This is a genomic window from uncultured Nostoc sp. (assembly GCF_964247315.1).
Taxonomy (GTDB): domain Bacteria; phylum Cyanobacteriota; class Cyanobacteriia; order Cyanobacteriales; family Nostocaceae; genus Nostoc.
Genome location: NZ_CAXTTT010000129.1, coordinates 1 through 21121, shown reverse-complemented (window position 1 = coordinate 21121; position 21121 = coordinate 1). Strand labels below are relative to the sequence as shown.

General features: G+C 40.0%; 33 protein-coding genes. 16 read left to right on the top strand and 17 right to left on the bottom strand.

From position 1 onward, the window contains the following. The 5 genes from ACFE93_RS28705 to ACFE93_RS28685 all read left to right on the top strand — a co-directional run. Positions 1-192 (top strand): hypothetical protein (locus tag ACFE93_RS28705; protein WP_375478548.1); only part of this gene is annotated, 192 nt, incomplete at its 5' end. A gap of 608 nt (positions 193-800) precedes the next feature. Continuing rightward, positions 801-1112: a hypothetical protein gene (locus ACFE93_RS28700; protein ID WP_334714358.1), complete on the top strand. Its 312-nt coding sequence runs from the start codon at positions 801-803 to the stop codon at positions 1110-1112. A 417-nt stretch (positions 1113-1529) separates the two neighbouring features. Further along, positions 1530-2015, top strand: a complete 486-nt coding sequence (locus tag ACFE93_RS28695; protein WP_375478552.1) for a GIY-YIG nuclease family protein — start codon at positions 1530-1532, stop codon at positions 2013-2015. Positions 2016-2035: 20 nt separating this feature from the next. Continuing rightward, positions 2036-2239 carry a hypothetical protein gene (locus tag ACFE93_RS28690; RefSeq protein ID WP_375478546.1) on the top strand — a complete coding sequence of 68 codons (204 nt, stop codon included), beginning with the start codon at positions 2036-2038 and terminating at the stop codon, positions 2237-2239. A gap of 340 nt (positions 2240-2579) precedes the next feature. Then, on the top strand, positions 2580-3032 hold the full coding sequence (locus tag ACFE93_RS28685; protein ID WP_375478544.1) for an Hsp20/alpha crystallin family protein: 453 nt from the start codon (positions 2580-2582) through the stop codon (positions 3030-3032). Positions 3033-3218: 186 nt separating this feature from the next. Here ACFE93_RS28685 and ACFE93_RS28680 read toward each other — a convergent pair whose 3' ends face one another. The 13 genes from ACFE93_RS28680 to ACFE93_RS28620 form a co-directional block, all read right to left on the bottom strand. Continuing rightward, positions 3219-4253 (bottom strand): endonuclease NucS domain-containing protein, encoded by a 1035-nt coding sequence (locus ACFE93_RS28680; protein WP_375478542.1) that lies wholly within the window; start codon positions 4251-4253, stop codon positions 3219-3221. 69 nt (positions 4254-4322) lie between these two features. Beyond that, positions 4323-4835 carry a hypothetical protein gene (locus tag ACFE93_RS28675; protein ID WP_375478540.1) on the bottom strand — a complete coding sequence of 171 codons (513 nt, stop codon included), beginning with the start codon at positions 4833-4835 and terminating at the stop codon, positions 4323-4325. A gap of 40 nt (positions 4836-4875) precedes the next feature. Beyond that, the gene (locus tag ACFE93_RS28670; RefSeq protein WP_375478538.1) at positions 4876-5172 is read right to left on the bottom strand and encodes a hypothetical protein; all 297 of its coding nucleotides are present in this window, start codon (positions 5170-5172) and stop codon (positions 4876-4878) included. Positions 5173-5176: 4 nt separating this feature from the next. Beyond that, positions 5177-5647: a hypothetical protein gene (locus ACFE93_RS28665; protein WP_375478536.1), complete on the bottom strand. Its 471-nt coding sequence runs from the start codon at positions 5645-5647 to the stop codon at positions 5177-5179. Positions 5648-5724: 77 nt separating this feature from the next. Next, complete coding sequence (locus tag ACFE93_RS28660; protein WP_375478534.1) at positions 5725-6066, bottom strand: hypothetical protein; 342 nt, start codon at positions 6064-6066, stop codon at positions 5725-5727. 6 nt (positions 6067-6072) lie between these two features. Then, the gene (locus ACFE93_RS28655) at positions 6073-6600 is read right to left on the bottom strand and encodes a DNA sulfur modification protein DndB (protein ID WP_375478532.1); all 528 of its coding nucleotides are present in this window, start codon (positions 6598-6600) and stop codon (positions 6073-6075) included. A 67-nt stretch (positions 6601-6667) separates the two neighbouring features. Continuing rightward, on the bottom strand, positions 6668-7045 hold the full coding sequence (locus tag ACFE93_RS28650) for a hypothetical protein (protein WP_375478530.1): 378 nt from the start codon (positions 7043-7045) through the stop codon (positions 6668-6670). After that, positions 7042-7272 (bottom strand): hypothetical protein, encoded by a 231-nt coding sequence (locus tag ACFE93_RS28645; protein ID WP_375478528.1) that lies wholly within the window; start codon positions 7270-7272, stop codon positions 7042-7044. Before ACFE93_RS28645 ends, ACFE93_RS28650 begins: the two co-directional genes overlap by 4 nt. Continuing rightward, positions 7269-7499, bottom strand: coding sequence for a helix-turn-helix transcriptional regulator (locus ACFE93_RS28640; RefSeq protein ID WP_375478526.1), 231 nt, complete (start codon positions 7497-7499; stop codon positions 7269-7271). The genes ACFE93_RS28645 and ACFE93_RS28640 overlap by 4 nt, the downstream gene beginning before the upstream one ends. Before the next feature lie 96 nt (positions 7500-7595). Then, a complete protein-coding gene (locus ACFE93_RS28635) occupies positions 7596-7856 on the bottom strand; it encodes a hypothetical protein (RefSeq protein ID WP_375478524.1) in 261 nt (86 codons plus the stop codon). 2 nt (positions 7857-7858) lie between these two features. Further along, positions 7859-8716, bottom strand: a complete 858-nt coding sequence (locus ACFE93_RS28630; protein WP_375478522.1) for a hypothetical protein — start codon at positions 8714-8716, stop codon at positions 7859-7861. Continuing rightward, a complete protein-coding gene (locus ACFE93_RS28625) occupies positions 8713-9663 on the bottom strand; it encodes an HNH endonuclease (RefSeq protein ID WP_375478520.1) in 951 nt (316 codons plus the stop codon). Before ACFE93_RS28625 ends, ACFE93_RS28630 begins: the two co-directional genes overlap by 4 nt. Positions 9664-9746: 83 nt before the next feature. After that, the gene (locus ACFE93_RS28620) at positions 9747-10187 is read right to left on the bottom strand and encodes a hypothetical protein (protein WP_375478518.1); all 441 of its coding nucleotides are present in this window, start codon (positions 10185-10187) and stop codon (positions 9747-9749) included. 139 nt (positions 10188-10326) lie between these two features. Here ACFE93_RS28620 and ACFE93_RS28615 point away from each other — a divergent pair, with 139 nt between their 5' ends. Genes ACFE93_RS28615 through ACFE93_RS28600 form a run of 4 tightly spaced genes read left to right on the top strand, consistent with a single transcriptional unit; the run spans position 10327 to position 12292 of the window. Beyond that, on the top strand, positions 10327-11367 hold the full coding sequence (locus ACFE93_RS28615; protein WP_375478516.1) for an HNH endonuclease domain-containing protein: 1041 nt from the start codon (positions 10327-10329) through the stop codon (positions 11365-11367). 35 nt (positions 11368-11402) lie between these two features. Further along, positions 11403-11636: a hypothetical protein gene (locus ACFE93_RS28610; protein WP_375478514.1), complete on the top strand. Its 234-nt coding sequence runs from the start codon at positions 11403-11405 to the stop codon at positions 11634-11636. Further along, positions 11629-11889 carry a Nif11-like leader peptide family natural product precursor gene (locus ACFE93_RS28605; RefSeq protein WP_375478512.1) on the top strand — a complete coding sequence of 87 codons (261 nt, stop codon included), beginning with the start codon at positions 11629-11631 and terminating at the stop codon, positions 11887-11889. The genes ACFE93_RS28610 and ACFE93_RS28605 overlap by 8 nt, the downstream gene beginning before the upstream one ends. A 10-nt stretch (positions 11890-11899) precedes the next feature. Beyond that, the gene (locus ACFE93_RS28600) at positions 11900-12292 is read left to right on the top strand and encodes a hypothetical protein (protein WP_375478510.1); all 393 of its coding nucleotides are present in this window, start codon (positions 11900-11902) and stop codon (positions 12290-12292) included. On the opposite strand, the gene ACFE93_RS28595 is transcribed toward ACFE93_RS28600, so the two are convergent. After that, positions 12289-12468, bottom strand: coding sequence for a hypothetical protein (locus tag ACFE93_RS28595; RefSeq protein ID WP_375478508.1), 180 nt, complete (start codon positions 12466-12468; stop codon positions 12289-12291). The two genes, ACFE93_RS28600 and ACFE93_RS28595, sit on opposite strands and share 4 nt — an antisense overlap. A gap of 187 nt (positions 12469-12655) precedes the next feature. On the opposite strand from ACFE93_RS28595, the gene ACFE93_RS28590 reads away from it, so the two are divergent. The 3 genes from ACFE93_RS28590 to ACFE93_RS28580 are packed head-to-tail and all read left to right on the top strand — an operon-like array spanning position 12656 to position 14087. Beyond that, positions 12656-12817 carry an AAA family ATPase gene (locus tag ACFE93_RS28590; protein ID WP_375478506.1) on the top strand — a complete coding sequence of 54 codons (162 nt, stop codon included), beginning with the start codon at positions 12656-12658 and terminating at the stop codon, positions 12815-12817. A gap of 12 nt (positions 12818-12829) precedes the next feature. After that, positions 12830-13741 carry a DUF3696 domain-containing protein gene (locus ACFE93_RS28585; RefSeq protein ID WP_375478504.1) on the top strand — a complete coding sequence of 304 codons (912 nt, stop codon included), beginning with the start codon at positions 12830-12832 and terminating at the stop codon, positions 13739-13741. Between the two features lie 4 nt (positions 13742-13745). Then, positions 13746-14087, top strand: coding sequence for a hypothetical protein (locus tag ACFE93_RS28580; protein ID WP_375478502.1), 342 nt, complete (start codon positions 13746-13748; stop codon positions 14085-14087). Positions 14088-14197: 110 nt separating this feature from the next. On the opposite strand, the gene ACFE93_RS28575 is transcribed toward ACFE93_RS28580, so the two are convergent. Both ACFE93_RS28575 and ACFE93_RS28570 read right to left on the bottom strand, forming a co-directional pair. Continuing rightward, positions 14198-14677 (bottom strand): hypothetical protein, encoded by a 480-nt coding sequence (locus ACFE93_RS28575; RefSeq protein WP_375478500.1) that lies wholly within the window; start codon positions 14675-14677, stop codon positions 14198-14200. Positions 14678-15151: 474 nt separating this feature from the next. Next, a complete protein-coding gene (locus ACFE93_RS28570; RefSeq protein ID WP_375478498.1) occupies positions 15152-15283 on the bottom strand; it encodes a hypothetical protein in 132 nt (43 codons plus the stop codon). Positions 15284-15519: 236 nt separating this feature from the next. Here ACFE93_RS28570 and ACFE93_RS28565 point away from each other — a divergent pair, with 236 nt between their 5' ends. From ACFE93_RS28565 to ACFE93_RS28555, 3 genes are all read left to right on the top strand, one after another. Beyond that, on the top strand, positions 15520-16512 hold the full coding sequence (locus ACFE93_RS28565; protein ID WP_375478496.1) for a cyclase family protein: 993 nt from the start codon (positions 15520-15522) through the stop codon (positions 16510-16512). A 182-nt stretch (positions 16513-16694) separates the two neighbouring features. Next, positions 16695-17246 carry a hypothetical protein gene (locus ACFE93_RS28560; RefSeq protein ID WP_375478494.1) on the top strand — a complete coding sequence of 184 codons (552 nt, stop codon included), beginning with the start codon at positions 16695-16697 and terminating at the stop codon, positions 17244-17246. Positions 17247-17595: 349 nt separating this feature from the next. Further along, on the top strand, positions 17596-17754 hold the full coding sequence (locus ACFE93_RS28555; protein WP_375478550.1) for a DUF2934 domain-containing protein: 159 nt from the start codon (positions 17596-17598) through the stop codon (positions 17752-17754). Between the two features lie 100 nt (positions 17755-17854). On the opposite strand, the gene ACFE93_RS28550 is transcribed toward ACFE93_RS28555, so the two are convergent. Continuing rightward, on the bottom strand, positions 17855-19726 hold the full coding sequence (locus ACFE93_RS28550; protein ID WP_375478492.1) for a DEAD/DEAH box helicase: 1872 nt from the start codon (positions 19724-19726) through the stop codon (positions 17855-17857). Positions 19727-20282: 556 nt separating this feature from the next. Here ACFE93_RS28550 and ACFE93_RS28545 point away from each other — a divergent pair. After that, the gene (locus tag ACFE93_RS28545) at positions 20283-20864 is read left to right on the top strand and encodes a hypothetical protein (protein ID WP_375478490.1); all 582 of its coding nucleotides are present in this window, start codon (positions 20283-20285) and stop codon (positions 20862-20864) included. Positions 20865-21121 lie beyond the last annotated feature (257 nt).

Here is a 21121-nt window from a genome sequence, read left to right as displayed (position 1 = left end):
CATAACCTCTGTAAGCGATTCTCCCCTACCCCTGCTATAGAAACCCAAAAGCCTATCTCTGGCGATCGCACTTCCTACCCCTTACCAAAATCGCCTAAAGCAGTTTTGCATTGGGTGTTGGGGAAGAGGCGATCGCCCGTAGTCATGCTACGCTCTACTCCCCTGGCGGCCCTATTAGACATTGGAGATTAGGGATTGGGTGAATGGGCGTTGTCATTCCATTTGTGAAACTTGATCTGCTTTTGTCGTTCTTTTGTCGTTCTTTTGTAGTCAATTTTAGCTGATTGCAATCGCGTCAACCATCCCACCTAACACTGCTAAAATAATTTTTTATCCCAAATTTTCATTTTTTCGCTTCAAAAGCCATGCAAAAATGGCTGAAATTGAAGTTACCCAAAATAAGCGTAGTGGGTACGTTTATTTTATTCTTTAATCGAAGAATTGTTGCGGACAAAAAATAGCGATTCCCCAAACTAGTCCTAGAGCAGTCCTAGAACAGTCGTAGACTAGTCGTAGAGAAATTAGCAATTGCTCCCCGTGATTCCCCAAACTAGTCATACAGCAGTCCTAGAGCAGTCGCAGACTAGTCCTAGAACAGTCCTAGAGAAATTGTGATTTGGTATACAATTTTGCTATTTAAAATCCACTAATTACATAGACTTAGTGGGGATTATGACTCAGTTTGTAAAGGAAAATATTTCGGTTAGACTTTAATTCAGTTCTGCATTTTGATTCTGCAAAGTGATATTGCTCCCGCGACGCTGCTGTGATTAATCCACACAAACTTTTGCATAACAAAAATGAAACAGAGCCAACAAGTAATTCTTTCAATTAAGCGAAGGGTAGACACTATCGACGGGCAGGTAATTAGTTATCTGAAAACAGAACCTTTTGGTTTAGGCAACTTACCTCAAATAGTGATGTTGACCCTCAAACAATATTGGTTGCCTTTCACCATCTCTGCTGATTCCGTCGATGGTGAAGAACTCAGGCAGAAAGCAATTTGGTCAATTAAAAAATTAGAAGCACAAGCGGCTTTGATTCGTGAGGTTTTTCTGGAATCTCATGTCAAAGACGACGCTGGTGATAGTCTACCCGCCCACCGGAGGTGATCTCTCCTAACAGTGGCGTGGTCAGGTGACGCGATCGCTCTGTGTTACCTTGCCTCCCAATTGAGATTTTGGTAGTCACACAAAGCGATCGCCTCTCTCCACTCCCAATACCAAACGGTATTAGGAACTTTTGCATTGAGGGAAGCAGGAGGCAAAGAACTAATTGTCCAACTCTTTCCTCCCCTGCCCCTCTGCTCTAGACCTCTGCTTTGATTGGATATTGCAGTTGTAAAACCTCAGTCGCTTTTGTAGTCCTTTTGTAGTTTTACGCTTAAACCCGTTAACAAGTTTACTCAATTCAGTTTTGGGGGATAATCAGCTAGTCGCCACGCTCCCGTAATACCCTTGGAACCCAATCAACTAAACCTATTTCCAGAAGTGAAACTCACACCAGCACGTAGAGCAGAGGCGCTAGTGATGAGTGCTGATGCCCTGCTGAAGTGGAAAGCGCAGATTTTGGACTATCAGCAACGGGTGAGGGAAACCAAGCCAGTGCAGCAGGCGACATTATTTGACCTAGCTCCAGTGCATTGTGACCCAGAGACGATAGACCCGTTTACGCTGCATTTACAACCAATGGCTTTTTACCGGATGCCAGATGATTTTGGGCAAGCAGCTTTGTATTTTGTGATTGATTCTGCTGCTGAATTGCTACTTTATGTTGGCGAAACCTGTCGTAGTAACAAACGCTGGCGTGGGACTCATGGCTGTAAAGATTACATCAGCAGTTACCGAGACTTACATTATCGCTATCAGATAGAGACGGCGGTTAATATTGGTTTTTGGTGGGATGCTCCGGTAGAGCGACGCACACGGCAAACTTTAGAACAGGCAATGATTCAAAAGTGGCGATCGCCGTTCAACAAGGAAAATTGGGAGCGGTGGGGGCAGCCGTTTAAGTAGGGTGTTTCGTGGTGATTAAAATGTCTGATAATTTCCCTTTTCAAAATCCTGACCAACTACAGCAATGGCATCAGGGTATAAAAGATGCCAACCGCAATAATATTTTCTGTCATTGTCGTGCTTGCGGTTATGAATGGATGGATTCAGCATTTGATGTTACTTGTATTAAATGCAGTAGCAAAGATGTAGAAAGTATTTCATCTTGGCAGTTTCCCGATGACTAAATCGAAATGCTTATTGAATAGTGCGATGGCGAAGCGAGTAAAGCGAGTGTGATTGTTGTTTTGAAAATATAAGGAATGCCTGACTGCACTATCCCCTTCAACAGCAGAATAATTAGTTGATTATTATTGGTATTAATAGTTATTATTCTGGTTTACCGAACCGCCAAATTAGAGTAAACCGTACTCTTTTTTCATGCCTACAAGGGTGCGGTAATCATCAATTATTTGGTGATAAAAACCGAATTTACAGGAGTTTTAACCATATTTATTATGAATACATAAGCACAAAACCAAGTGCAAAAACAATTAAACAAGAACTGAATTTTTCTGAGAAAGAGTTATGGCACTAGTTCGTTACAACCCCTGGCAAGAATTGAACGCTTTTGAACGTCACATCAACGGCTTATTTGGAGATACCAGAGTACCATCTGCACGGCTTGACAGAGATTTTATCAGAGTTCCGGCTGCTGAGTTGCACGAAACTGATGATGCTATTCATTTGAAGCTAGAACTGCCAGGACTCGAAGCTAAAGACCTAGATATTCAAGTCACCCAAGATGCTGTTCATATTAGCGGTGAGCGCAAGTCCCAAACTCAAACCGAAAACAATGGCACTACAAGAAGTGAATTCTACTATGGTAAATTCCAACGTGTAATTCCTCTATCTGCTAGAGTTCAAAATACCAATGTCACCGCAGATTATAAAGACGGCATTTTGAATTTGACACTGCCAAAAACTGAGCAAGAAAAGAACAAAGTTGTCAAGGTTAATTTAGAACAACCTGCTGCATAGTCTGAAACTACTCTACCGACAATGATTGATTGAGATAATGAAAGCCCAGTTATGAGATGACTGGGCTTTTTTGTATGTGATGTCTACTTTAAGGGGCTGCGCCTACGCTGTTGGTTTTCCTCTAAGAATGGTGTGGGGGAGATGCCCACGGCGGCAAGCTACGCAAAAAGCAAAGCCTATCCAAATTTAGATTCTTGCCAACCACTTTCCAAGTGCTAAATCTGCTAGTGATTCTAGGGAATCAGGATTTGGAATTAACTCCTTATAAGTGTTAATTACTACAGGAGAAAATGATTTATAAGAAAGGCTCCAATACAAATGTCTAGGTCTTTTTTCTTGTGGCATGGCATCCCATTCAGATTGTAGTCTCATCCGACCAAAACCTTCTGGGATATGACCGACATGGGTAACAACAGAGCCATCCATCCACAGCCTCATTCTGCCAATAACTTGTCTTCTTTGTGTAAAGAATAATGAGCTTGGAGTTGGCAGCCATAGAAAAATGACTGGTTTATTAATCTTCCTTTGATAGCATAGTTCGGCTACTGGTTTAGCTTTACCCCTACCATATCTAATGGTATTTTTACCTTCAATTTCTTCTTTGATTCGCCCATCAAAACTAAGAATTTTATCTCTAAGCTTGATAATTGCTTGCTGTTCTTCCCCGCTACAACTGCCTAGCCAATCTAAAAGTAATTGCGGTGGGTCTGGAATATTGCTTGATACACTGCTAATATCAAGTTTCTGATAGTGAATCGGAATTGACCAAGTTTGATTAGTATCAACGTCTTGCAGTTGTAAGTGAAAATTTTGATGAATCTGGGCAATAGTAACCTGCAAAAAATCGACTATCAACTTTGTGTGTTTGCGGTCAATCAGATTATGTCTATGAAATGAGGGTGCGATCGCAAGTAACCGGACAGGCTGATTGTAATCAATTTGCTCTTGAAATGGTTTCTCGTCTAATAAATTATCATAATAGCGAGTTAATTGCTGGACAACATATCTATCTTCAGTATTTTTGAGTTCTAAAATTACTAATTGTCTCGTTTCATTAACTGCTAAGATATCGCAGATTTCACCTTTAACAGCATATTGTCGTTTTAAAGGTTTTAAGCCTGATAATTGCTGTAGGTTATCCCAAACAAAATCTTCTAATGCTGCTTCTGATGCAAATTCCCAACTAGAACCTGTTTTACGTAGTGCTGCACCAGCTAGCATATCTTCGTTACTGCAATATTAATAGAGTACTGAGTATTATGGCATAACACGAGCGCACCCAAAACTGTTTCATTCAGGTACACTTACAGAAGAATGAAATATGGGATGAAGTGCGTGAGGTGGAAATCCTTCTCGTAATAGCTGGTGTTCATTCATGAAATCGTTGTCTAGGATTCCATAGCATTTAGTCTTTTGGGCTATTTCCCTTACAAAATCATCGGTGAAGACTACTCCAAAATAAGCATTACCTTTAAATCGCTCACCTATCCAAGTTGGATCAATTAATTCTCCATCATTATTTACTAGCCAAGCATGGGATACAGCTATATCAACATCATCACTAATAGCAAATCCTTCACAGTAGTTTAGGTTTGGATACCTCAACAATCCTTTTAAACAGTTTTCAAAGCAAGCTTTACGTTCACCTTTAAATGGTGATTTTACCTGAGTTATAAAAGGTTTACCATAATCCAAAACTAGCCTTTGTATACTTTTGTATTGAAAGTTAGAACGTGTGTTAAGTTTATCAATCAAGTCTGCTTGTTCTTTTAATATTGCTAGCAGACGGTCTAGATTATTCATTATTAAATTCTTTATTTAAGATTAATTTAATTAAAGTTAACTAAATATTAAACCACCAATACTTATGAACTCCTGTCAGTTTTGACCCAGCTACTGCGTGTTCATCAGCCCATGTTAGTGTACTACCATCCCCACACTCGTAACCATCACCACCAAATTTAGTTACCCCCTCTTCTACTACTTGCATCATCACTTTAATAATCATTTTCTCAGTTACAGAAATATTATAATGTTCTAGTAGCAGAGCTTTGATATCTTTAGTACAAACATGGTCAAAAAATCTAGGCTTTTCTTGAATAATATTAATAATTAATTTTTTTAATTCTTCTGCTTTCATTGTTTTAAAATCCCTGTTGTTCTAAATTCTTTAGTTTTTCTAACTTCCGATTTAGAAGTGCTGCATCAGTTTCTGGTTCAGCATTATCATCTGCTTTACGTTCCTCTTCCAGCCATTCCAACAGTTCAGGTTTCGGACGAAATGACATTATAGGGCGCTTCTGGTTGTAATTTTCTTGGGCTTGGTAAAGTGCATCACGATTAGCTTCATTCCATCGCTGCTGATTAGACTTAGCAGAAAACTTGTGTTCAGAAAACTCTGGCATAACTTCAATTTTGAGATAGCCTCCTTGACTTTTGAATTGCCAGCGACTATTGTAATGTTCAAAATGTTTTTTTGCACCTCGTTCGGTCTTCCATCGCTTGCACCAATGTAAATCTTTGTTAGTCCAAGCATATTCAGTGTCACTGCTGAATGTGTAGAGCCAACCTAAAGGCTTATATTCTTTGGTATAACAACGGTATCCGTAGTACATTCTTATTGCATCTGCGCTCAATTATTCTTCACCAGACAAAGCCAATATTTCTTTCAATGCTGCAACTTGTCCAAAATTTAACTCAAATACGGCTTAAATCTCTTAGGTAGATCATCATCTGATAGCCCAGTCAACTGTTTCACCTTTTCCCAAGCTTCAGTAAAAAGTTTTTGACATTGCTCACTATTAGTTTGTTCCCATAAAATACACGTATTACTTTCACCAATTCTTTTAAAACGTGTCCTAGAAGGCATAGTTTGAGGTAAAGCGTAAGCTGAGATAATTATTTTATCTTTATATAGTCTTTGTTTTTCTTCAATCGTCCATACATCTTCGTGTGCAAATATACGCCAGTCTGTTACCTCAAGAAGAACACGATATTGTTTACCGTGAAATGTATGTTTAAAGGTATGAGACATAGTAACTTAATCAATAGGTTCGTGTTCGCTGACATATTGCTTAATTAATACTCTAATTTCTGATTCAAGATTATCCCTGTGACCATGCTCATCAGCAATTAAGCAACGATGCTTGCTTGATGCCATAAGTTCTGTAATCACTTGGATACGATGTTGACCGTCAGCAATCTGCATGGTGGTGCCGTTCGGAACTCTGACAATGTACAGGCGATTTCCAAGTGACTGATACTTAATATCATTCTTGTTGACGTTAAGAGTGAGACTTCCTAATATCCATGCTTTGTTAGATTGGATGCGCTGTAAAACATAATCTTTAATTTCATTAACATGATCGATGTTGACAGGACGATTGACAATAGGAACTAAAGTAGGAATCTCTGAGAAATAGACTACAATTTGAATGATTAAACGTCCTCCTTGATAATCTCCAAGCCCAAAATAAACCCGCTCTTTACCGTAATTTTCTAGCCTGATAAGTTCAATTATTTTTAATAAATCACTGTTTGAAGTTAGATGTTGTTTTACCAAATGCATTAATTTACCTTACTAAACAATTTGCTCTATAGTTTCTGAACCTGCACAGATATGGATTTTTTCGTCATCACGACATCAAATTTAATTCCAGCAATGCTTCACTTCGAGTTAACAATTTACCAGTGTGGGGAGACAGCCAACACAAACCCGGAGGTTGACAGTTTTCTTCCGGCCTCCATCCAGCATCACGTAATATTTTCTCGTTGCGATCACACTCCATAACCAAAGCAATAATTTCCTTTGCCTCGGTCAGCGTATCCACACGTTTGATGTTAGTTCTGTGATAACCGTTGTGAAACGGTGTAAGCCCGCTTTTATCTTCAATCAACCATCCTTTACTAGTATTACTCCGTCCGGGTATTCCGTTGGAGTAGTAAGTATTGCGGACATAAAACCTACCATCAGGAGTAAGATATTCACCTGCTTCGATACGTTGCAGCTTCATGGTTTTTCTATCTGTTTGCAAACCTTGGCAATTTGTTGAAACCTAACAGATTGGGTTCCAGTTATCGTGGTTGGTTTTACAACAACCCTAGTTCGTTTGACCTCAATAACTTCTGCCCAAGTATTAGATAAATATTTGGGAACTCCTTCATAGCCATCCCATTGCAAAAGAACTATATCACCTACCTCGATATCCGAAATTTTCTCAGGTTTAAATTCTGCGGTCATTTAGCAATCTTCCTCTTGTGTTCTTCGTAAGAAGATATTGCGATCACTGCTAACTCTTCAAGCGATACCTTATACATTTGACAAAGCGTCAGCATCTCGAATGGGTTCAGTGTTGGCAAAGTCCGCCCCGTCTCCCAGTTACGCACCGTTGACTCTGCCACGTTAAGACGATAGGCCACATCAAGGATACGAAGCTCCGCACGCTTTCTTAGTTGCTTTAAGTTCATATTGATAATATACCACAACTAGTTAGCGCTAACTTATTAGCGGTTATATCCATCAAGTGAGGTTGAACCTTTGGGTTTTTTGGTCAAATTTTGTTTTCAACTACCAGAACGCATATTAAATATGCTATTCCCATCCCACTCAATTTCTTCTATTTTTAGAAAACCTTCTTCATGTTCTTCTTGCCAAAGTTTATTATATTTTTCAAGATTCTTTTTAGCCCCTGCTAAGGTTTTCCATTTTTTACACCATGCTAAATTTCGATTTGTGGTTAAAAGAACTGTATCGTTTTTAGAGGTGTAAAGTAACCCTACTGAGGAATTGCTTCTGTAGTAGCATCGATAAAAATAGTATTTCATACCTATGATTCTTTTCCACCTATTACTAGAACAGGCTCAATCCAGACTAATTTTCTTTGCTGTCTGCCTTCTCCGTAAGGTTGATTGCGTAAGAATCCTCTGCGCCAATGAACGCTTTTAGTACCATGTGTACCGCTACTGCCTTCGCTGCTTTGCGTCCCTTCACGTTTGAGTCGATATCCAAGTCCTAGCCAAAGTGGTTGATAAAAATCTTGTGCTTGGGCTTTGCCAAAACCTCTATTCACCCTGACTGTTTCGCTGGTTGTATCTACAAGTTCCGGGCGGCATTCCATTATCAAAATTAATCGCAAAAAAATTGATTGTAGATATTGATTAAAATCTGTAACTACTTGGGGATTGAAATCTTGAGTGTCAGTATATGTAAATTTTTTTAAATTATCGCTAATTTTCAATCTGCGGCAGAAAACGGTATCCCTATCTATTGCAGCCCAATAAAGTAAGTCATCAGATGTATCACAATGCCAAAAAATTGCATCAATACTACGTTTTTCTGGGGAAAGAACTACACCCTTGGGCAACATAAAAAATCCTGTTTTCATTGCCCACTGCAAATTTTCAACTTCAATATCTAAATGTGATTGCATCAATGCGCTTAATAAATCATTATTTACCCAATAAGCAGGGCATTTGGCTTGCCCTACTTTAAAAAGCGTGTAGAGGGTAATATACCTTGAATCCTTGGGGTTAGTTCTTAATTGGCGCAGTAGCTTTTGTTCCTCCGAAGAGTAATAAAATTCTGCAACAAAACCGCACATCTTTTCATAGCTTTCGTAACCGTCTACATGAACAACGGGACGAATAACAATTTCATTAAACCAACCTCTAGGTTTTTTACTCATACAGCACGCCTTGAAAACTCTTCACGATGCCATTGTAGAGAATCAAGTCTAGGATAATACTGCTGTTGGGCTGGGAGAATAATGCGATCGCCCCTAAATTCCCGCATTGGTCTAGCGTTGGGTGAATCTTCCCGCAGGTTCTCAGCAACAATAATGGTGTAATCGTCGTTGATGGTGAACCAAAAGCGGTCAAAAGCCCAGTGATGATTTTTGCATAGTGACAGCCCGTTATCAATGCGGTCATCGTAGAACTGGGAGAATGGTTTGATATGTGACCCGTCAACGATGTTTTGACCATTGATATCGAGTATTTGCAACCCGCAGAACGCGCAAGTGTGGTTGTAAGTTGAGACAACGATTTTACGGAACGCACCATCTCGCACAATTACAGCTTGCTCATCTTCTAATTCCTCTGGTTGGTAGACCTTCCCGCCGGAGCGTTGCAACTGGTCTTGTAGTTCAGCAAAGGCGTTGACTTGCAATAATGACTCGATATCCTGTGTGCGATCGTTAAACCACGAATTAATCAGTGTGTGGGTTAGTACAGTTCTGTCTTGGGAATTTTGCAGCAGTGACCACAGTTCATCATCAAGGCAGGCGTACTCAACTGCCTGCCGAATAGCCCCAGGAGTAACAATTTTTGCTTTAGATGTAACCGTTAATTCAAATCCGAGATTGGGTTGGAAATGCCAAAAGCCATCGCTTCTAAGATAAAAAAACGGTTGCCCAATATCCGGTTTACGTACTGGCTCCAGGTGACTCCAAAGTTTAAGAAATGTGGCGATGAGTTCAGCCGATAAAGGAATTTGGTTTTGCCTAATCTCCCCTTGGCTGATCATCTCGATAATTGATAGCAGCAAAATGGGTTTATTCAGTGCAACCCCACTAGAACGCGATACCCTCAGATTGGCAAACTTATTGACGTAGTAGGCGAGATTTTTCGTCATTACAACTATGAAACAATACAGACATAGACCTAATTCACATAACTGTATAGGTCGTTTGCCATCTGCCACAAATTCTTACTGATTTACTCAACTAGAGCTAGAGCAATTTTATCGTTTAAAATAATCGCTTTCGCAGTAGTTATTGGTGTATAAGGCATCACGTCTTTGCAATAAAACAGTGGGTGGCCGGGATGCAAGTTATATGTCACTCGCTGGTAGCCTAATCCTATGAGCGATCGCACTGCGTTATCACTCAGCTGATCCCACCCTAACGACTGCAAAATACCCACAACATAGGCGTGGACATTTTTACGACCTTGAGCGATCGCACGTTCTCGTCCCTTGCGCTCAACCTCAAACACCGCATTGGTTAGTTGACACACCCCAGCATGAGTTAGCAGCGACCCGCTTTTTCCCCCTGACTTGAGTGAAAAGACGTGGTAATGCAGGTTGAAGTAAACCGCTACACGTTGACCGTAATATGCGGCTGGGTAAATTGCGCTAAATGGATACCGATGAGTCATGATGCGCGTGCAGTTACAACCTGCATAGTTTACAACAAAGCATTAACTGACTAATACTGATAACCGTAATACAACTGATGTGTTTTCAGATACTCAAAAGCTAGGCTTTAGCCGAAAGTAATGAGTATCTAAAAATACAATGGGCGAGTCAAAGTTTTTGGCGATTGACCCGAAGTTAGAGGATTACTGGCGGGCAATTATATTGTTTGGTAAAAACGTTGCGTGTTATAAATTTGCGTTGGCAAAGTCATTGTTAGAATTAGCACCACAGGGTAAAACTACTATCACCTTGGAAGAGTTAGCAGAACCGTATTCGCGGTATGTAGTCGAACACATACAAAAGTGTGATACGCAACACCAAAGAACTGACCGCCCGTATCCTTTTATTGAAGCGTGCCGACAGTTTAAAGCGGGTGCGATCGCAAAAGACGAATTGCTTGAGATAACGAAGAATAAAGGATTTGATGTGGTGTTGGGTGCGTTCCACAATGTTGGATCTGGACAAGTACCCATAAGCTTTTACAACAAGCCCAGGAAGCGCAAAGAGATTATTGTTAAGGATGAATTATTTAAGTTATTAGAAACTGAGCAATTTCATAACTTATTACCGGAAGTAGATGCAAGGTGGCAACTTGTAGAAACTGCTTGGGATTTAGATATTTCACGCAATCTCCTAACTGTAAACTATGACTCAGCACAGCAGTTGCTATTTACATTTGGCGAAGGTAAGCGGCGGGTAGATATTACCTCATGCCGGGATGCCCTCAATGGCTACCAAAAAGGTAAGTGCTTTTACTCATTTGCAGATATTTCGATTGAGGCAGGTTCTGAAAACCTAACTGATGTAGACCATTTCTTTCCTCACTCTTTGAACGAATTTATACTAAACATCGATGGTGTATGGAATTTGGTGCTGTCATCCACAGAATGTAACCGAGGCGAAGGGGGAAAATTTAATAGACTCCCTGACACCAAATATTTAGAACGCCTGCACAATCGCAACGAATTTTTGATTAGTAGCAACCATCCTCTACGCGAAACACTTATTCAACAAACGGGTAACACGGAAGAAAAACGGCACGATTTTTTGCAGTCCATATACAATACAGCACAAACACTTTCAGGAACTGGAAGTAATCATGGCTGGAAATCAGAGTTTGAATATCCAGTAACGTTCTAAAATAGCAGGTGCAACCTCTGGTTTCCAAAAAAAATATGCGCGAATATCGCTGCACCCGTAATGCCCTCTATGCTCATGACTGCACTGGGCGCGATGACCTTAGAGAACGCCAGGGTCATTACATCTGGGCAATCAACGAAGAAGCTGCATGGCAAGAAATGGCACGGCGGTATCCAGAGGAAACCGCAGAGGGGTTTACTGTCCAGGAGTGGGAAGGGTTTGATGTTATTGTGGTAGAGGTTCGGCAAGAGGAGTCTAAAAATGAATGAATCACTAAATGCTGCTCAAAGCGAACTACAAGTTATGGAATTTTTTGCAGCAGCCCTCCAAGATAAAGTGTTGTTAGACCAACTGATGGAAGCAATGGGTGCCAAAGATAATACTGCAATCATAACTATGGCTGTTGAACGTGGCTATAACTTCTCTCAAGAATCATTGCACCAGGGGCTAACGAAGATATTCCATTTGATGACACCAATCATGCAAGAGCAAAACTTAGCCGTGTCCGAAGAAATTGATTAAGGAGTGTGAGGTGATACCAAGGGAAAGAATTCAGCAACTCCTTGACCCCTATGACTCTTCTCAAACAGAGTGCGATGGTATGGTTCGCATCTGTCACACCGTACTAACTAATCACAGCATTGAGCATCAGCCAATGTTTGGGGTTTTAAATTTGCAAAATCAAGAGGTTGAGCCGCATTTTTGGATTGATTTACCAAGTGGAGAACGCATCGATTATCGAGCTAAGATGTGGCTTAAAGGAGAGGGTATTCCTCACGGAATCTTTCACCCTCAAGACTTTCCAGATGTCATTTATACTGGTGAACCTATAGAGTTAGATGTGTTGTCACCAACACTATTTGAAATACTAACGCTGAGATTTGATTGGGAAAAGTTTCAGCAATATGAAACACCTGACGCTTAATTTTGCCCAGGTTCTACCGTCATGATATATTGACCATACGCACGACCATTCTCCCATTCCCTAGCATCAACTATATAATAAGTGTTATCAAGCTTGAAGACTGCCATTCTTTTATTTCTTCTGATCGCTACTTGGATTGCAACGTTAAAAAGTTCTTTAAAATTTTCAGATACCATCTACAATTCCAATTCAATCTTGATAAATTGCTAGTTTTTTTTGATTAATTATCCAAAATATAAATCACAAAATATATTTAATATTTTTTCATCTACAGGTTCTTTGTTAGACTACAAGATTCTTACAAAATCGCTTGATATAAACTAACTATAATAAAATTGAAGAACATCCATATTTTAACTATTAATGATTAGCTCATTACGGCTGCTAAATTTTAAAGCATTTGAGAATCAATTGGTTGAATTCAAATCGCTTACCCTGCTTTCTGGTTATAATAGCACTGGTAAATCCTCTGTGTTGCAAGCACTATCACTGCTGCATCAATCTTACCAGCAAAATTTACTATAAAGCACTGGTTTATTGCTCAATGGAAACTTGGTAAATATTGGTAGGGCACAGGATGCTTTGTATGAAAATGCCAAAGAAGACTATATAGGATTTGACCTAATTTTTAAAAACGAAACTAAAGGAATATGGCACTTTATCTACAACTCATTAGAGAGAGAAGCTGATGTTTTAGAACTTGGATTCAAATCTGTTGATGCCAATGTTTATCATTCAAGCATTTTTAGCGGAGAATTTCATCACCTTCAATCAGAACGTGCAACAACTGCATCAGGAATATTAAATTACCAGAGGCGAGAACTGAAACAAATTGGTGCGCTTGGCGAATATACAGCACATTTTCTCTACACTTATGGTAGTCAACCAATTCCCATCGCTCAACTCGCTCACCCGCAAGCAAAATCAACAAACTTGCTAGACCAAATTGAGGCATGGATGGGAGAAATAAGTTTTGCTACACACATCCAAGTTGATGCACATCTAGATATAGATTTGGTTAACTTGAAATTTAGTGACCCTATTGGATACGGCATTACCTACGTTTTACCAATTATCGTTGCAATCCTAGCATCAAGTCCGGGTGCGTTAATTCTGATTGAACATCCAGAAACAGGACTCCACCCCCAAGCACAAACAAAGCTGGGTAAGCTGTTAGCACTGGCTGCTAACTGTGGCGTTCAAGTTGTGGTAGAAACTCATAGCGACCAGATTTTAAACGGCATTCGCCTTGCTGTGCATGGTGGTAAAATTGAGCCGGAGGATGTGCAGTTACATTACTTCCAACGTCAAGAAAACCAAGGTCAAGCTTTTATTAAAGTTGTGTCACCACGCATTGATAAAAACGGCAGAATTGACCGATGGCCTGATGGGTTCTTCGATGAATGGGAAAACATTTTAATGGTTTTGCTAGAGCCTGCAAAAATATAACTTTATGAACGATTTTACACAAACACAAACAATTTTACTTAGACAAGAAGCTAAAGCAAATTTAGATAATTTAGTTAATAATTTACAAACAATACAATTTTTATTACAAGAAGGTCAAAACCTAAAAATAGAGAATATCATTAAAGACTCAATATATCTTATTGAAAAAATAATGCCAAATCTAGCATTTGATGATGCTTTAAAATTGACTTATTTAGTTAGATTCTTAGTGAATTGTCTATTGAATTTAGAAACAATCAATAGTGATACAGATAAAATAAATCAGACTATTCAAGAAATTACTATTTGGCATGATACCGTTATCACAATATTCCAATCCAACTAATATATTTAATAAATAAAGATGCACATTAACATTTAATATCACCTAATATCAATCACGTAAATGTGTGTAGCAATGCCTACGCTCATCCGGCAGCTATACTATGTAATTTATTACACTTCCAACTCTCGTAGCAGCGCCTCATTTATCCTTTGTGCCTCTTCTCCACTGGTTTCTACCACATCAAAAGCTTCTTTGACTGCTCCTTGCACTCTAGGCGGCAGTGCTTCAAATTTATCATTGTTGAGTATAACAATGCGACAACCGGGGTAAGGGGCAAAATCACCGAAAGGTTCCATCCCTGATGTCATGAGCAATTTGCTAAGTTCTGCAATAGAATGGCGAGGCTTCTGGTTGTCCTCAGTGCTGTTAATTTCGGATGCAAAGTAACCACACAGCCAACTGAGACTATCAATGTCTTTTTTTAAAGCTGCAACCGTACCATCTAACACTTGCTGGTTGAGCTTAACAGGCAGATTCTCAAAAATTTGGTCTAATGCTTCTGGCTGTCGCTGTTGGCAATAACGCACCGCAGATTCAACAATTTTATCGATTTTTGTGGGTTGGCGTTGTCCAAATCCTTTGCCAGACATGGTAGTTATTGTATTGAATACAGGGATTTTAGCAGGATTTCGGGGTGTAAGGGGGCGATGTCTACTTTAAGGGCTGCGCCTACGCTTGGGCTTTCCTCTAAGAAAAAGTTGAAGTTACAGCGCCACGTTCAAAGGTTCTGGCAATTTGGCATCACAACTCTCTGAATTGCCGTTTAAATGAGATATCAACAGAACAGAACAGTCACAAATCGCCAGTTGTTGACCCAACGCTGTAGAACTCAGCAGCCAACCCACAGCGCTCGGTCATCGCTTCGCTACAACTGGCTAGTAATGTACTAGAAAATAAATAGTAAATCAGCGATGGCGTACCCGCCCCCCGTAGGCATCGCTCCTCTGGTTTCCTCTAAGAATGAGGGGCGATGTCTACTTTAAGGGCTGTCCGGTGTCGCTCATTTTCCAACAGAACCATCGCAAGTATCTCCCCAAACTGCCATAAACTCTTCCCACTCCTCCTCAGTCTGGGGTGGTTTGTTTTGTGTCAGCCCCACTATTCGCGCTAGCTTCCTGGCTTGCTTGGTCTATGCTCTCGCCAAGCTCTATTAACTGGTGTTCTAGGTTGGGGTCGTAGCTTTGGGTTTCAGTCATGGTGGGGGGATTGGGGGCGATCGCGCCGGTGGTTTTTATGCTCTTTAAATATACGTATTTGGGTACATCTAAGGGTTGGGGAAATCAATAAAACAGGAATGACTATTTGTTTCATTAGGATTCGTGAAATAGCAGCTTTGCTCTAAGATAAAATACCCCAAAAGAGTTACAGAATAAACAATGTAGCAATTTGTGGTAAAACAATTAGAGCTTTCAAAAGTAATAAGCTTTCATAAATGACAATACTGCCGCAATATAACCAAACACATACCTTGCAAAAACTAGATAGATTTTTGCGTCAACCATTTCAAAAAACTTTCTGGGGAATTGTTTGTTTAATAGTTCTGTTTGGTGTTGGTTTGGTGTCTGTAAACGCGGTACAGCCCAGACGTGAGTCTCCCCTGTGGCAAGTTTATCAGCAGTCGCTCAAGTCAGCCAAATATGTTGACTTGACTCATGCGATCGCTCCTTCAATTCCTGTATGGTCAGGTTTTGGTTCATCTTTCTTTGCGCCTGCCATCAACCCAAAAACGGGTGAGCCATACATTTACCAAAAGGATGGGTTTGAAGCAACTCATTACGATTTATCCACCGATCAGCTAGGAACCCAACTAGATCCACCTGCTCACTGGAACCCTGACTATCCAGCTATCGATGAGTTGCCAGCGACCTTTGCTGTTCGTCCTCTAGTAATAATTCCGATCCAAGATAAAGTTGCTCTAGACCCCAATTACCATTTGAGTGTCAAAGATATTCAGGATTGGGAACGCAAACATGGCAGGATTCCCCAAGGCTCAGTTGTGTTTGTTCGCTCTGACTGGTCTTCATCATGGCCAAACACCGAACTAGCTACAAGAACTAAGTTTCCTGGAGTGAGTCTTGATGCTCTCAAATTCTTACATTTACAACGCCATATCTTGTTTCACGGACACGAACCCCTTGATACAGACAGCACCCCAACACTCGAAGGAGAAGCTTGGCTGTTAAACAATGGATATACCCAAGCAGAGGGTGTTGCAAATCTAGATCGGGTGCCAGAAACAGGCGCGTTGATCTCTATTGGGTATCCCAAATTCAAAGGTGGTTTAGGAGGTTATGCACGTTATATTGCTATCTGTCCGCCAAATTGGAAATACGGCGTTTCAGTAGGTCAAATGCCGGAGTCTCCCCTGCAAAAAGCAGATAAACCCCTGCATTGGGATACAAAATTGGGTGTACGGGTACGGTGAGATGAAGCAATTGAGTCATTGCTTACTCTCTACGAGACGCTACTTGCGTTCGCTTGAATGATGAGCGTAGCTTGCCGTCAACTCTACCAGACGCATTGCTCCCGGTCGGCATCGCTTAACACCTAAAATACTGCTGTGGTCAATCACTATCAGATTGCCTTATAGGAAAAGTTAGATTGAAGATGAATGAGAGTTTAGCAGCCACACTAGGGGAATTACAAGCCCAAATTTATTGGTTACATGATGCTGAAGACTTTACAGAATTGGCATCAGCAGCAGCTACCATATATATGAAACTTGGTTATACTCAAGAGCAGGCAGAAACGGCGGGTAATTTAATTAGTCAGGCTTATCAATTATCTGATGATGCTGTTTTAGCCCAAGAAGCAGGTGATTTTGACAAAGAAATACAGTTTTATCATCAAGTTAAAGATAAATTAACCCAAGTAGAAACTACATTAGTTTATCAAACCAGCATTGCCATGCATCAAATGAAATGGTGGATGTATTTTCGTCATAAACAAAAATTACAAACTATTATTCACTTATTTTTACAACATTTTCAAGCGGTAGGGTTGATGAACTTACTTACTGCTCTTAAACTTACATATTTTATAATGGAGATAGGCAAAGTTCATAAATCGCGTGACACAGAAACCACCAAACATAATGCTATACAATACTGGACAGAATTATTGAAAATCAAACCGCCACAATATCCTTATCTTGGTTAAATTGCTTGTTTTTAGGCTTGAGCGCGATTGCTAAACTACGCATCCTTAACTTATCCTCTAAGAATGGGGAGAGCGATCGCTTTCCTCGCTTGAATCATAAGCAATCACTCTTGGCTTTCTTAATTTTGATTTTTTAATTGGTATAACTTTATTCTCAAACAATCTAGTTTAATCTAGACAATATCTGTCCAATTAAATTATAAATAAGTTGCTTTCGAGAGTATATATATATGCCTTACGATATTACAATGTGTCCAGGACAAAATTGCCCAATCAAACAAAATTGTTCCCGTTTTACAGATGAAATTCTGGGTCGTCAGGATTTTTTGGAGAAGCTCCCTATAGTTTTATTACTAATTCCTGTGAACATTTTATCAGTAATCGCCCAGATGAAAATAAAATCCGTTTAAAAGCTTATGAAATTTGGCAACAAATGGGCTATCCAAATGGCAAGTCTGTAGAACATTGGCTTCAGGCTGAAAAGGAGTTAATAGATTTGAAAGTTTAACTTTACTTTTGTAAATTAAGCTCTGAAGTTAACTATTACCCATTAGACCTATTGCAAAAAAGTTTTGTGGTAGATGGATGGCGAACGCTCGAAGTTTCCTCTAAGAATTTACTTTGGTTGTCACCTTCTCTAATACTGTCTCCAAACGAGTAGTAAATTCCGATGAGCGATCGCAACTCAGAATCAACTGCTCCATTGCCCGTGTCATCGCCACATACAATAGTCGCGCTTCTTCTTCTGGTGTACCGTGTCCGTACTGGTCAGGCATAAAACCAATGCCAGGAATAAACACTACTGGGAACTCTAGCCCTTTGCTGGAGTACATGGTTATGAGTTTGATGCTTAACTCTGCTGGGTTATAGTTGCGGCTGTCACTGTCGGCATTAACCCATTCGATGGGGATTTGGGCTTGTTGGAAGTGGTTATAGATGCGATCACCCATAAAGTTGGAGCGGTAAATAATTGCTATTTCGTTCCAGGGGATATCTCGCTCGTGTAATTGTTGCACTCGCCCTGCTAGGTAATCTACCTCGTGTTTAAAACTGGGTAAACGGATGAGGTCTGGTTTGGGGCCTTGCCGTCCTGCACTAGTCGGTTCTACCAATACTACTTGGTCATCATCCCCGGTGGTGGGGGTCATGACTTCTTTCGCAAATTCATAGGCTACCCCTAACACTTGAGCAGTGTTGCGGTAGTTGAGTTTAAATATGGTGGTGCGTCCCTGTGCCTGGATGCCCACACTCTTAAAGCTAAATTTCTGAGTGCGTTGTTCACCGTAGAGGTTTTGGGCATCGTCGTAGAGGATAAGCAAAGAATTGGTTTCGGGGTTGACCATCTGAACAATCAACTTTAACCACTCTGGTTTAAAGTCGTGTCCCTCGTCTAGCATCACAGCGCCATACGTGCCAGCCGGTATCAACTTGGCATCAACGGCGGTAATTACTCTATTAACCAGTTCTTCTATATAAGCTTCACCTTGATACTCTCTATCGGGTCTGGGAATGTTGTATTTTTTGAGTAAATCCATGCACCAGCCATGAAAGTGTCGTACTTTAATGCGACTGATTTTGTTTGGGTCTTCTTGAACAACCTGCCTGAGTTTGGCGGCTAGGGAAACGTTGAAACACAGTACCAAAATTGGTTTATTACTGACTTGAGCAAGGTGCTGGCAACGGTAGGCTAAAATCATGGTTTTTCCTGAACCCGCTACACCATGAATTACCCGATGCCCATCACCTAGACTCCTTGCTAACTGTTCTTGCTGCAAGTCCATAATCTTGAGAATGTCGGGGATTTGCAGCTGCGGCGTTTCTTTAGTGGCCGCGGTGTCAAACTCAATCTTGGCAGTAATCCGTAATTCTGGGAAGATATGCCAACGAATTCTATCTATTTGACTGCTGGTTAAGGTTTTACCAAATTGATATGCTGATAAATCCCAAACTCGCTGCTGAAATTCCCCTGCATCCGTGCTAGGTAGCATTTCATCTTTGCAGATAACCAAGTGTTCTTCAAATACGGCTGGTAGTTCACTGCTGTTAAAATCTTTGCGGGTGATGTTGGTGAACACGACTCCATAACCGTAAGGGATAATCAGCTTACCTTGATAATTACCTGCTTGCTGCACCAAAAGAGAATCTTTTTCTAGCATCTTGTTGACTGCTAGGGCATAATCTCTGGCCTGTTGTAGTGGGTGTTTAACTTCTTTTATCCCATCTTCAGTAAGCAGTGTGACTGCGGAGGGGTTGATATTTTGAATAGTGTCTAACTTCCAGTCTTTCACCTCAAGAATAAATAAGCCCCGGCTGGGGTGCAGCACGATAAAATCTGGATGTAGCTGCTTCTTACCTACTGGCACGTCATACCAAAGTAAATAGTCATTCTCTAATTTTTCCTCCAAGCGCTGCGCTAACCTCCTTTCGCCAGAGGTCATCCGCATTGAGCAGCTATTGAATGAGGGAATTAGAGTAGCCATAAATGGTAGATGTCTATATGGGTTTTTGGGGTGCGATGCCTACGGCGGCAAGCTACGCTCCTACTGTTAGTCTTCCCTTAAGAATGGGTGCGATCGCCTAGCTTGGGCGCTCTTTACCATCGCATATTTCGGTGGTTTGTCTTTTCGTGCTAGTCTAAGCTTTCGCGCTTGGTCTATTAACTGGAGTGATGGGGTGGGGTGTGATCACTATTCGAGTAGTTACACCATGTCCTCTATTGTACTTTCATCTCTCGCAGTAGCTTTTAAGAAGAAATAAATTATAAATCAGTATATTTAAGAACTATAATCTTAAATTTTACCACATACATATCATATTTTTGAGGAAGCAGTCTTGATTAATAATGGCGGTAAATCCTCACTTGCCAGTCAATTTGTAATGCGATATATTATCGAAACTTTTAGTATAAAAATACTAGATACTTACAGATATATTTCTACTCGACTGTTCAACGCATAGTTAAGTATAAATCTTGCTAAGTATTATGACTTGCTAAAAATAAGTGTCAAGGATGCCCAACGTATACCGTATAAAGCAATGAGAATTCATGATGATTATCCGTTAGAAATTTCAAATAGCATGAACAATAATCAATCACATTTTTTGAACCATTTACTCAGACGAAGACTAGACCGAGTATCGCCTGAACATCTTAGAGACTTCTTAAAACAGCAAGGGACAGATGTGAGCAAGCTTAATACCAAGCAGAAGTTACTAGATCAACTCATGTCTCACATAAATATAATGAAGAATGATATAAAGTTTAATCAAGTTTTCAATCATTTTTTGAGAGATTTTGTTCTAAGTGCTGGTGTATCTGAGTATATACTTCAAGTGGAAAATACGGTCGAGGTATCAAAATGGATAATTAGTTGGAAAGATAATACTTTCTGGGGCCAGAAACATAAATTTGAGATACATACTTCTAGAAATCTAGGTGAAGAATTTATAAAATTTTACACAGACAAACAAGGATATATTTTTCCTGAATTAGAAATTGAAATAGAAGGACAAGAAAATCACAGCTGCGAATCAGAAATAATTTACTTACCTAGTAATATAATATTTCTTGTAGCCTCTTCTTTAGAAACAGTATCTCAGTTAAATGGATTAGAATAAGTTAACTATCATAGTACATCTGAGTTGGAGGTTATATTTCGTAAAGATTTAAATTTAGTAGAAATTAGAGGTGAGTATAAAGCAATTAAAGACTTTGTTGTAACTGCTGTTATGGATAATGATAATCCCTTATCAATGGCATCAAGCTTATTTATTGGAGAGGAACAAGATACACGCAATAGCTTAATTAGGGAACTTAGGGCGGGGAGCATCCCACTTTTTATTATTTAAAAAAAGGTAAATAAAGCATGAGAAGG

Bases quoted from the DNA above. Each gene is read 5' to 3' on its own strand.
- ACFE93_RS28685 (WP_375478544.1), top strand. From the start codon at position 2,580: ATGGCACTAGTTCGTTACAACCCCTGGCAAGAATTGAACGCTTTTGAA.
- ACFE93_RS28635 (WP_375478524.1), bottom strand. From the start codon at position 7,856: ATGAAATACTATTTTTATCGATGCTACTACAGAAGCAATTCCTCAGTA.
- ACFE93_RS28620 (WP_375478518.1), bottom strand. From the start codon at position 10,187: ATGACTCATCGGTATCCATTTAGCGCAATTTACCCAGCCGCATATTAC.
- ACFE93_RS28610 (WP_375478514.1), top strand. From the start codon at position 11,403: ATGCGCGAATATCGCTGCACCCGTAATGCCCTCTATGCTCATGACTGC.
- ACFE93_RS28675 (WP_375478540.1), bottom strand. From the start codon at position 4,835: ATGAATAATCTAGACCGTCTGCTAGCAATATTAAAAGAACAAGCAGAC.
- ACFE93_RS28550 (WP_375478492.1), bottom strand. From the start codon at position 19,726: ATGGCTACTCTAATTCCCTCATTCAATAGCTGCTCAATGCGGATGACC.
- ACFE93_RS28680 (WP_375478542.1), bottom strand. From the start codon at position 4,253: ATGCTAGCTGGTGCAGCACTACGTAAAACAGGTTCTAGTTGGGAATTT.
- ACFE93_RS28580 (WP_375478502.1), top strand. From the start codon at position 13,746: ATGAACGATTTTACACAAACACAAACAATTTTACTTAGACAAGAAGCT.
- ACFE93_RS28560 (WP_375478494.1), top strand. From the start codon at position 16,695: ATGAATGAGAGTTTAGCAGCCACACTAGGGGAATTACAAGCCCAAATT.
- ACFE93_RS28625 (WP_375478520.1), bottom strand. From the start codon at position 9,663: ATGACGAAAAATCTCGCCTACTACGTCAATAAGTTTGCCAATCTGAGG.
- ACFE93_RS28565 (WP_375478496.1), top strand. From the start codon at position 15,520: ATGACAATACTGCCGCAATATAACCAAACACATACCTTGCAAAAACTA.
- ACFE93_RS28630 (WP_375478522.1), bottom strand. From the start codon at position 8,716: ATGAGTAAAAAACCTAGAGGTTGGTTTAATGAAATTGTTATTCGTCCC.
- ACFE93_RS28615 (WP_375478516.1), top strand. From the start codon at position 10,327: ATGGGCGAGTCAAAGTTTTTGGCGATTGACCCGAAGTTAGAGGATTAC.
- ACFE93_RS28700 (WP_334714358.1), top strand. From the start codon at position 801: ATGAAACAGAGCCAACAAGTAATTCTTTCAATTAAGCGAAGGGTAGAC.
- ACFE93_RS28545 (WP_375478490.1), top strand. From the start codon at position 20,283: ATGAGAATTCATGATGATTATCCGTTAGAAATTTCAAATAGCATGAAC.
- ACFE93_RS28655 (WP_375478532.1), bottom strand. From the start codon at position 6,600: ATGCATTTGGTAAAACAACATCTAACTTCAAACAGTGATTTATTAAAA.
- ACFE93_RS28670 (WP_375478538.1), bottom strand. From the start codon at position 5,172: ATGAAAGCAGAAGAATTAAAAAAATTAATTATTAATATTATTCAAGAA.
- ACFE93_RS28650 (WP_375478530.1), bottom strand. From the start codon at position 7,045: ATGAAGCTGCAACGTATCGAAGCAGGTGAATATCTTACTCCTGATGGT.
- ACFE93_RS28690 (WP_375478546.1), top strand. From the start codon at position 2,036: ATGTCTGATAATTTCCCTTTTCAAAATCCTGACCAACTACAGCAATGG.
- ACFE93_RS28665 (WP_375478536.1), bottom strand. From the start codon at position 5,647: ATGTACTACGGATACCGTTGTTATACCAAAGAATATAAGCCTTTAGGT.
- ACFE93_RS28570 (WP_375478498.1), bottom strand. From the start codon at position 15,283: ATGACTGAAACCCAAAGCTACGACCCCAACCTAGAACACCAGTTAATA.
- ACFE93_RS28695 (WP_375478552.1), top strand. From the start codon at position 1,530: ATGAGTGCTGATGCCCTGCTGAAGTGGAAAGCGCAGATTTTGGACTAT.
- ACFE93_RS28595 (WP_375478508.1), bottom strand. From the start codon at position 12,468: ATGGTATCTGAAAATTTTAAAGAACTTTTTAACGTTGCAATCCAAGTA.
- ACFE93_RS28645 (WP_375478528.1), bottom strand. From the start codon at position 7,272: ATGACCGCAGAATTTAAACCTGAGAAAATTTCGGATATCGAGGTAGGT.
- ACFE93_RS28605 (WP_375478512.1), top strand. From the start codon at position 11,629: ATGAATGAATCACTAAATGCTGCTCAAAGCGAACTACAAGTTATGGAA.
- ACFE93_RS28640 (WP_375478526.1), bottom strand. From the start codon at position 7,499: ATGAACTTAAAGCAACTAAGAAAGCGTGCGGAGCTTCGTATCCTTGAT.
- ACFE93_RS28590 (WP_375478506.1), top strand. From the start codon at position 12,656: ATGATTAGCTCATTACGGCTGCTAAATTTTAAAGCATTTGAGAATCAA.
- ACFE93_RS28660 (WP_375478534.1), bottom strand. From the start codon at position 6,066: ATGTCTCATACCTTTAAACATACATTTCACGGTAAACAATATCGTGTT.
- ACFE93_RS28575 (WP_375478500.1), bottom strand. From the start codon at position 14,677: ATGTCTGGCAAAGGATTTGGACAACGCCAACCCACAAAAATCGATAAA.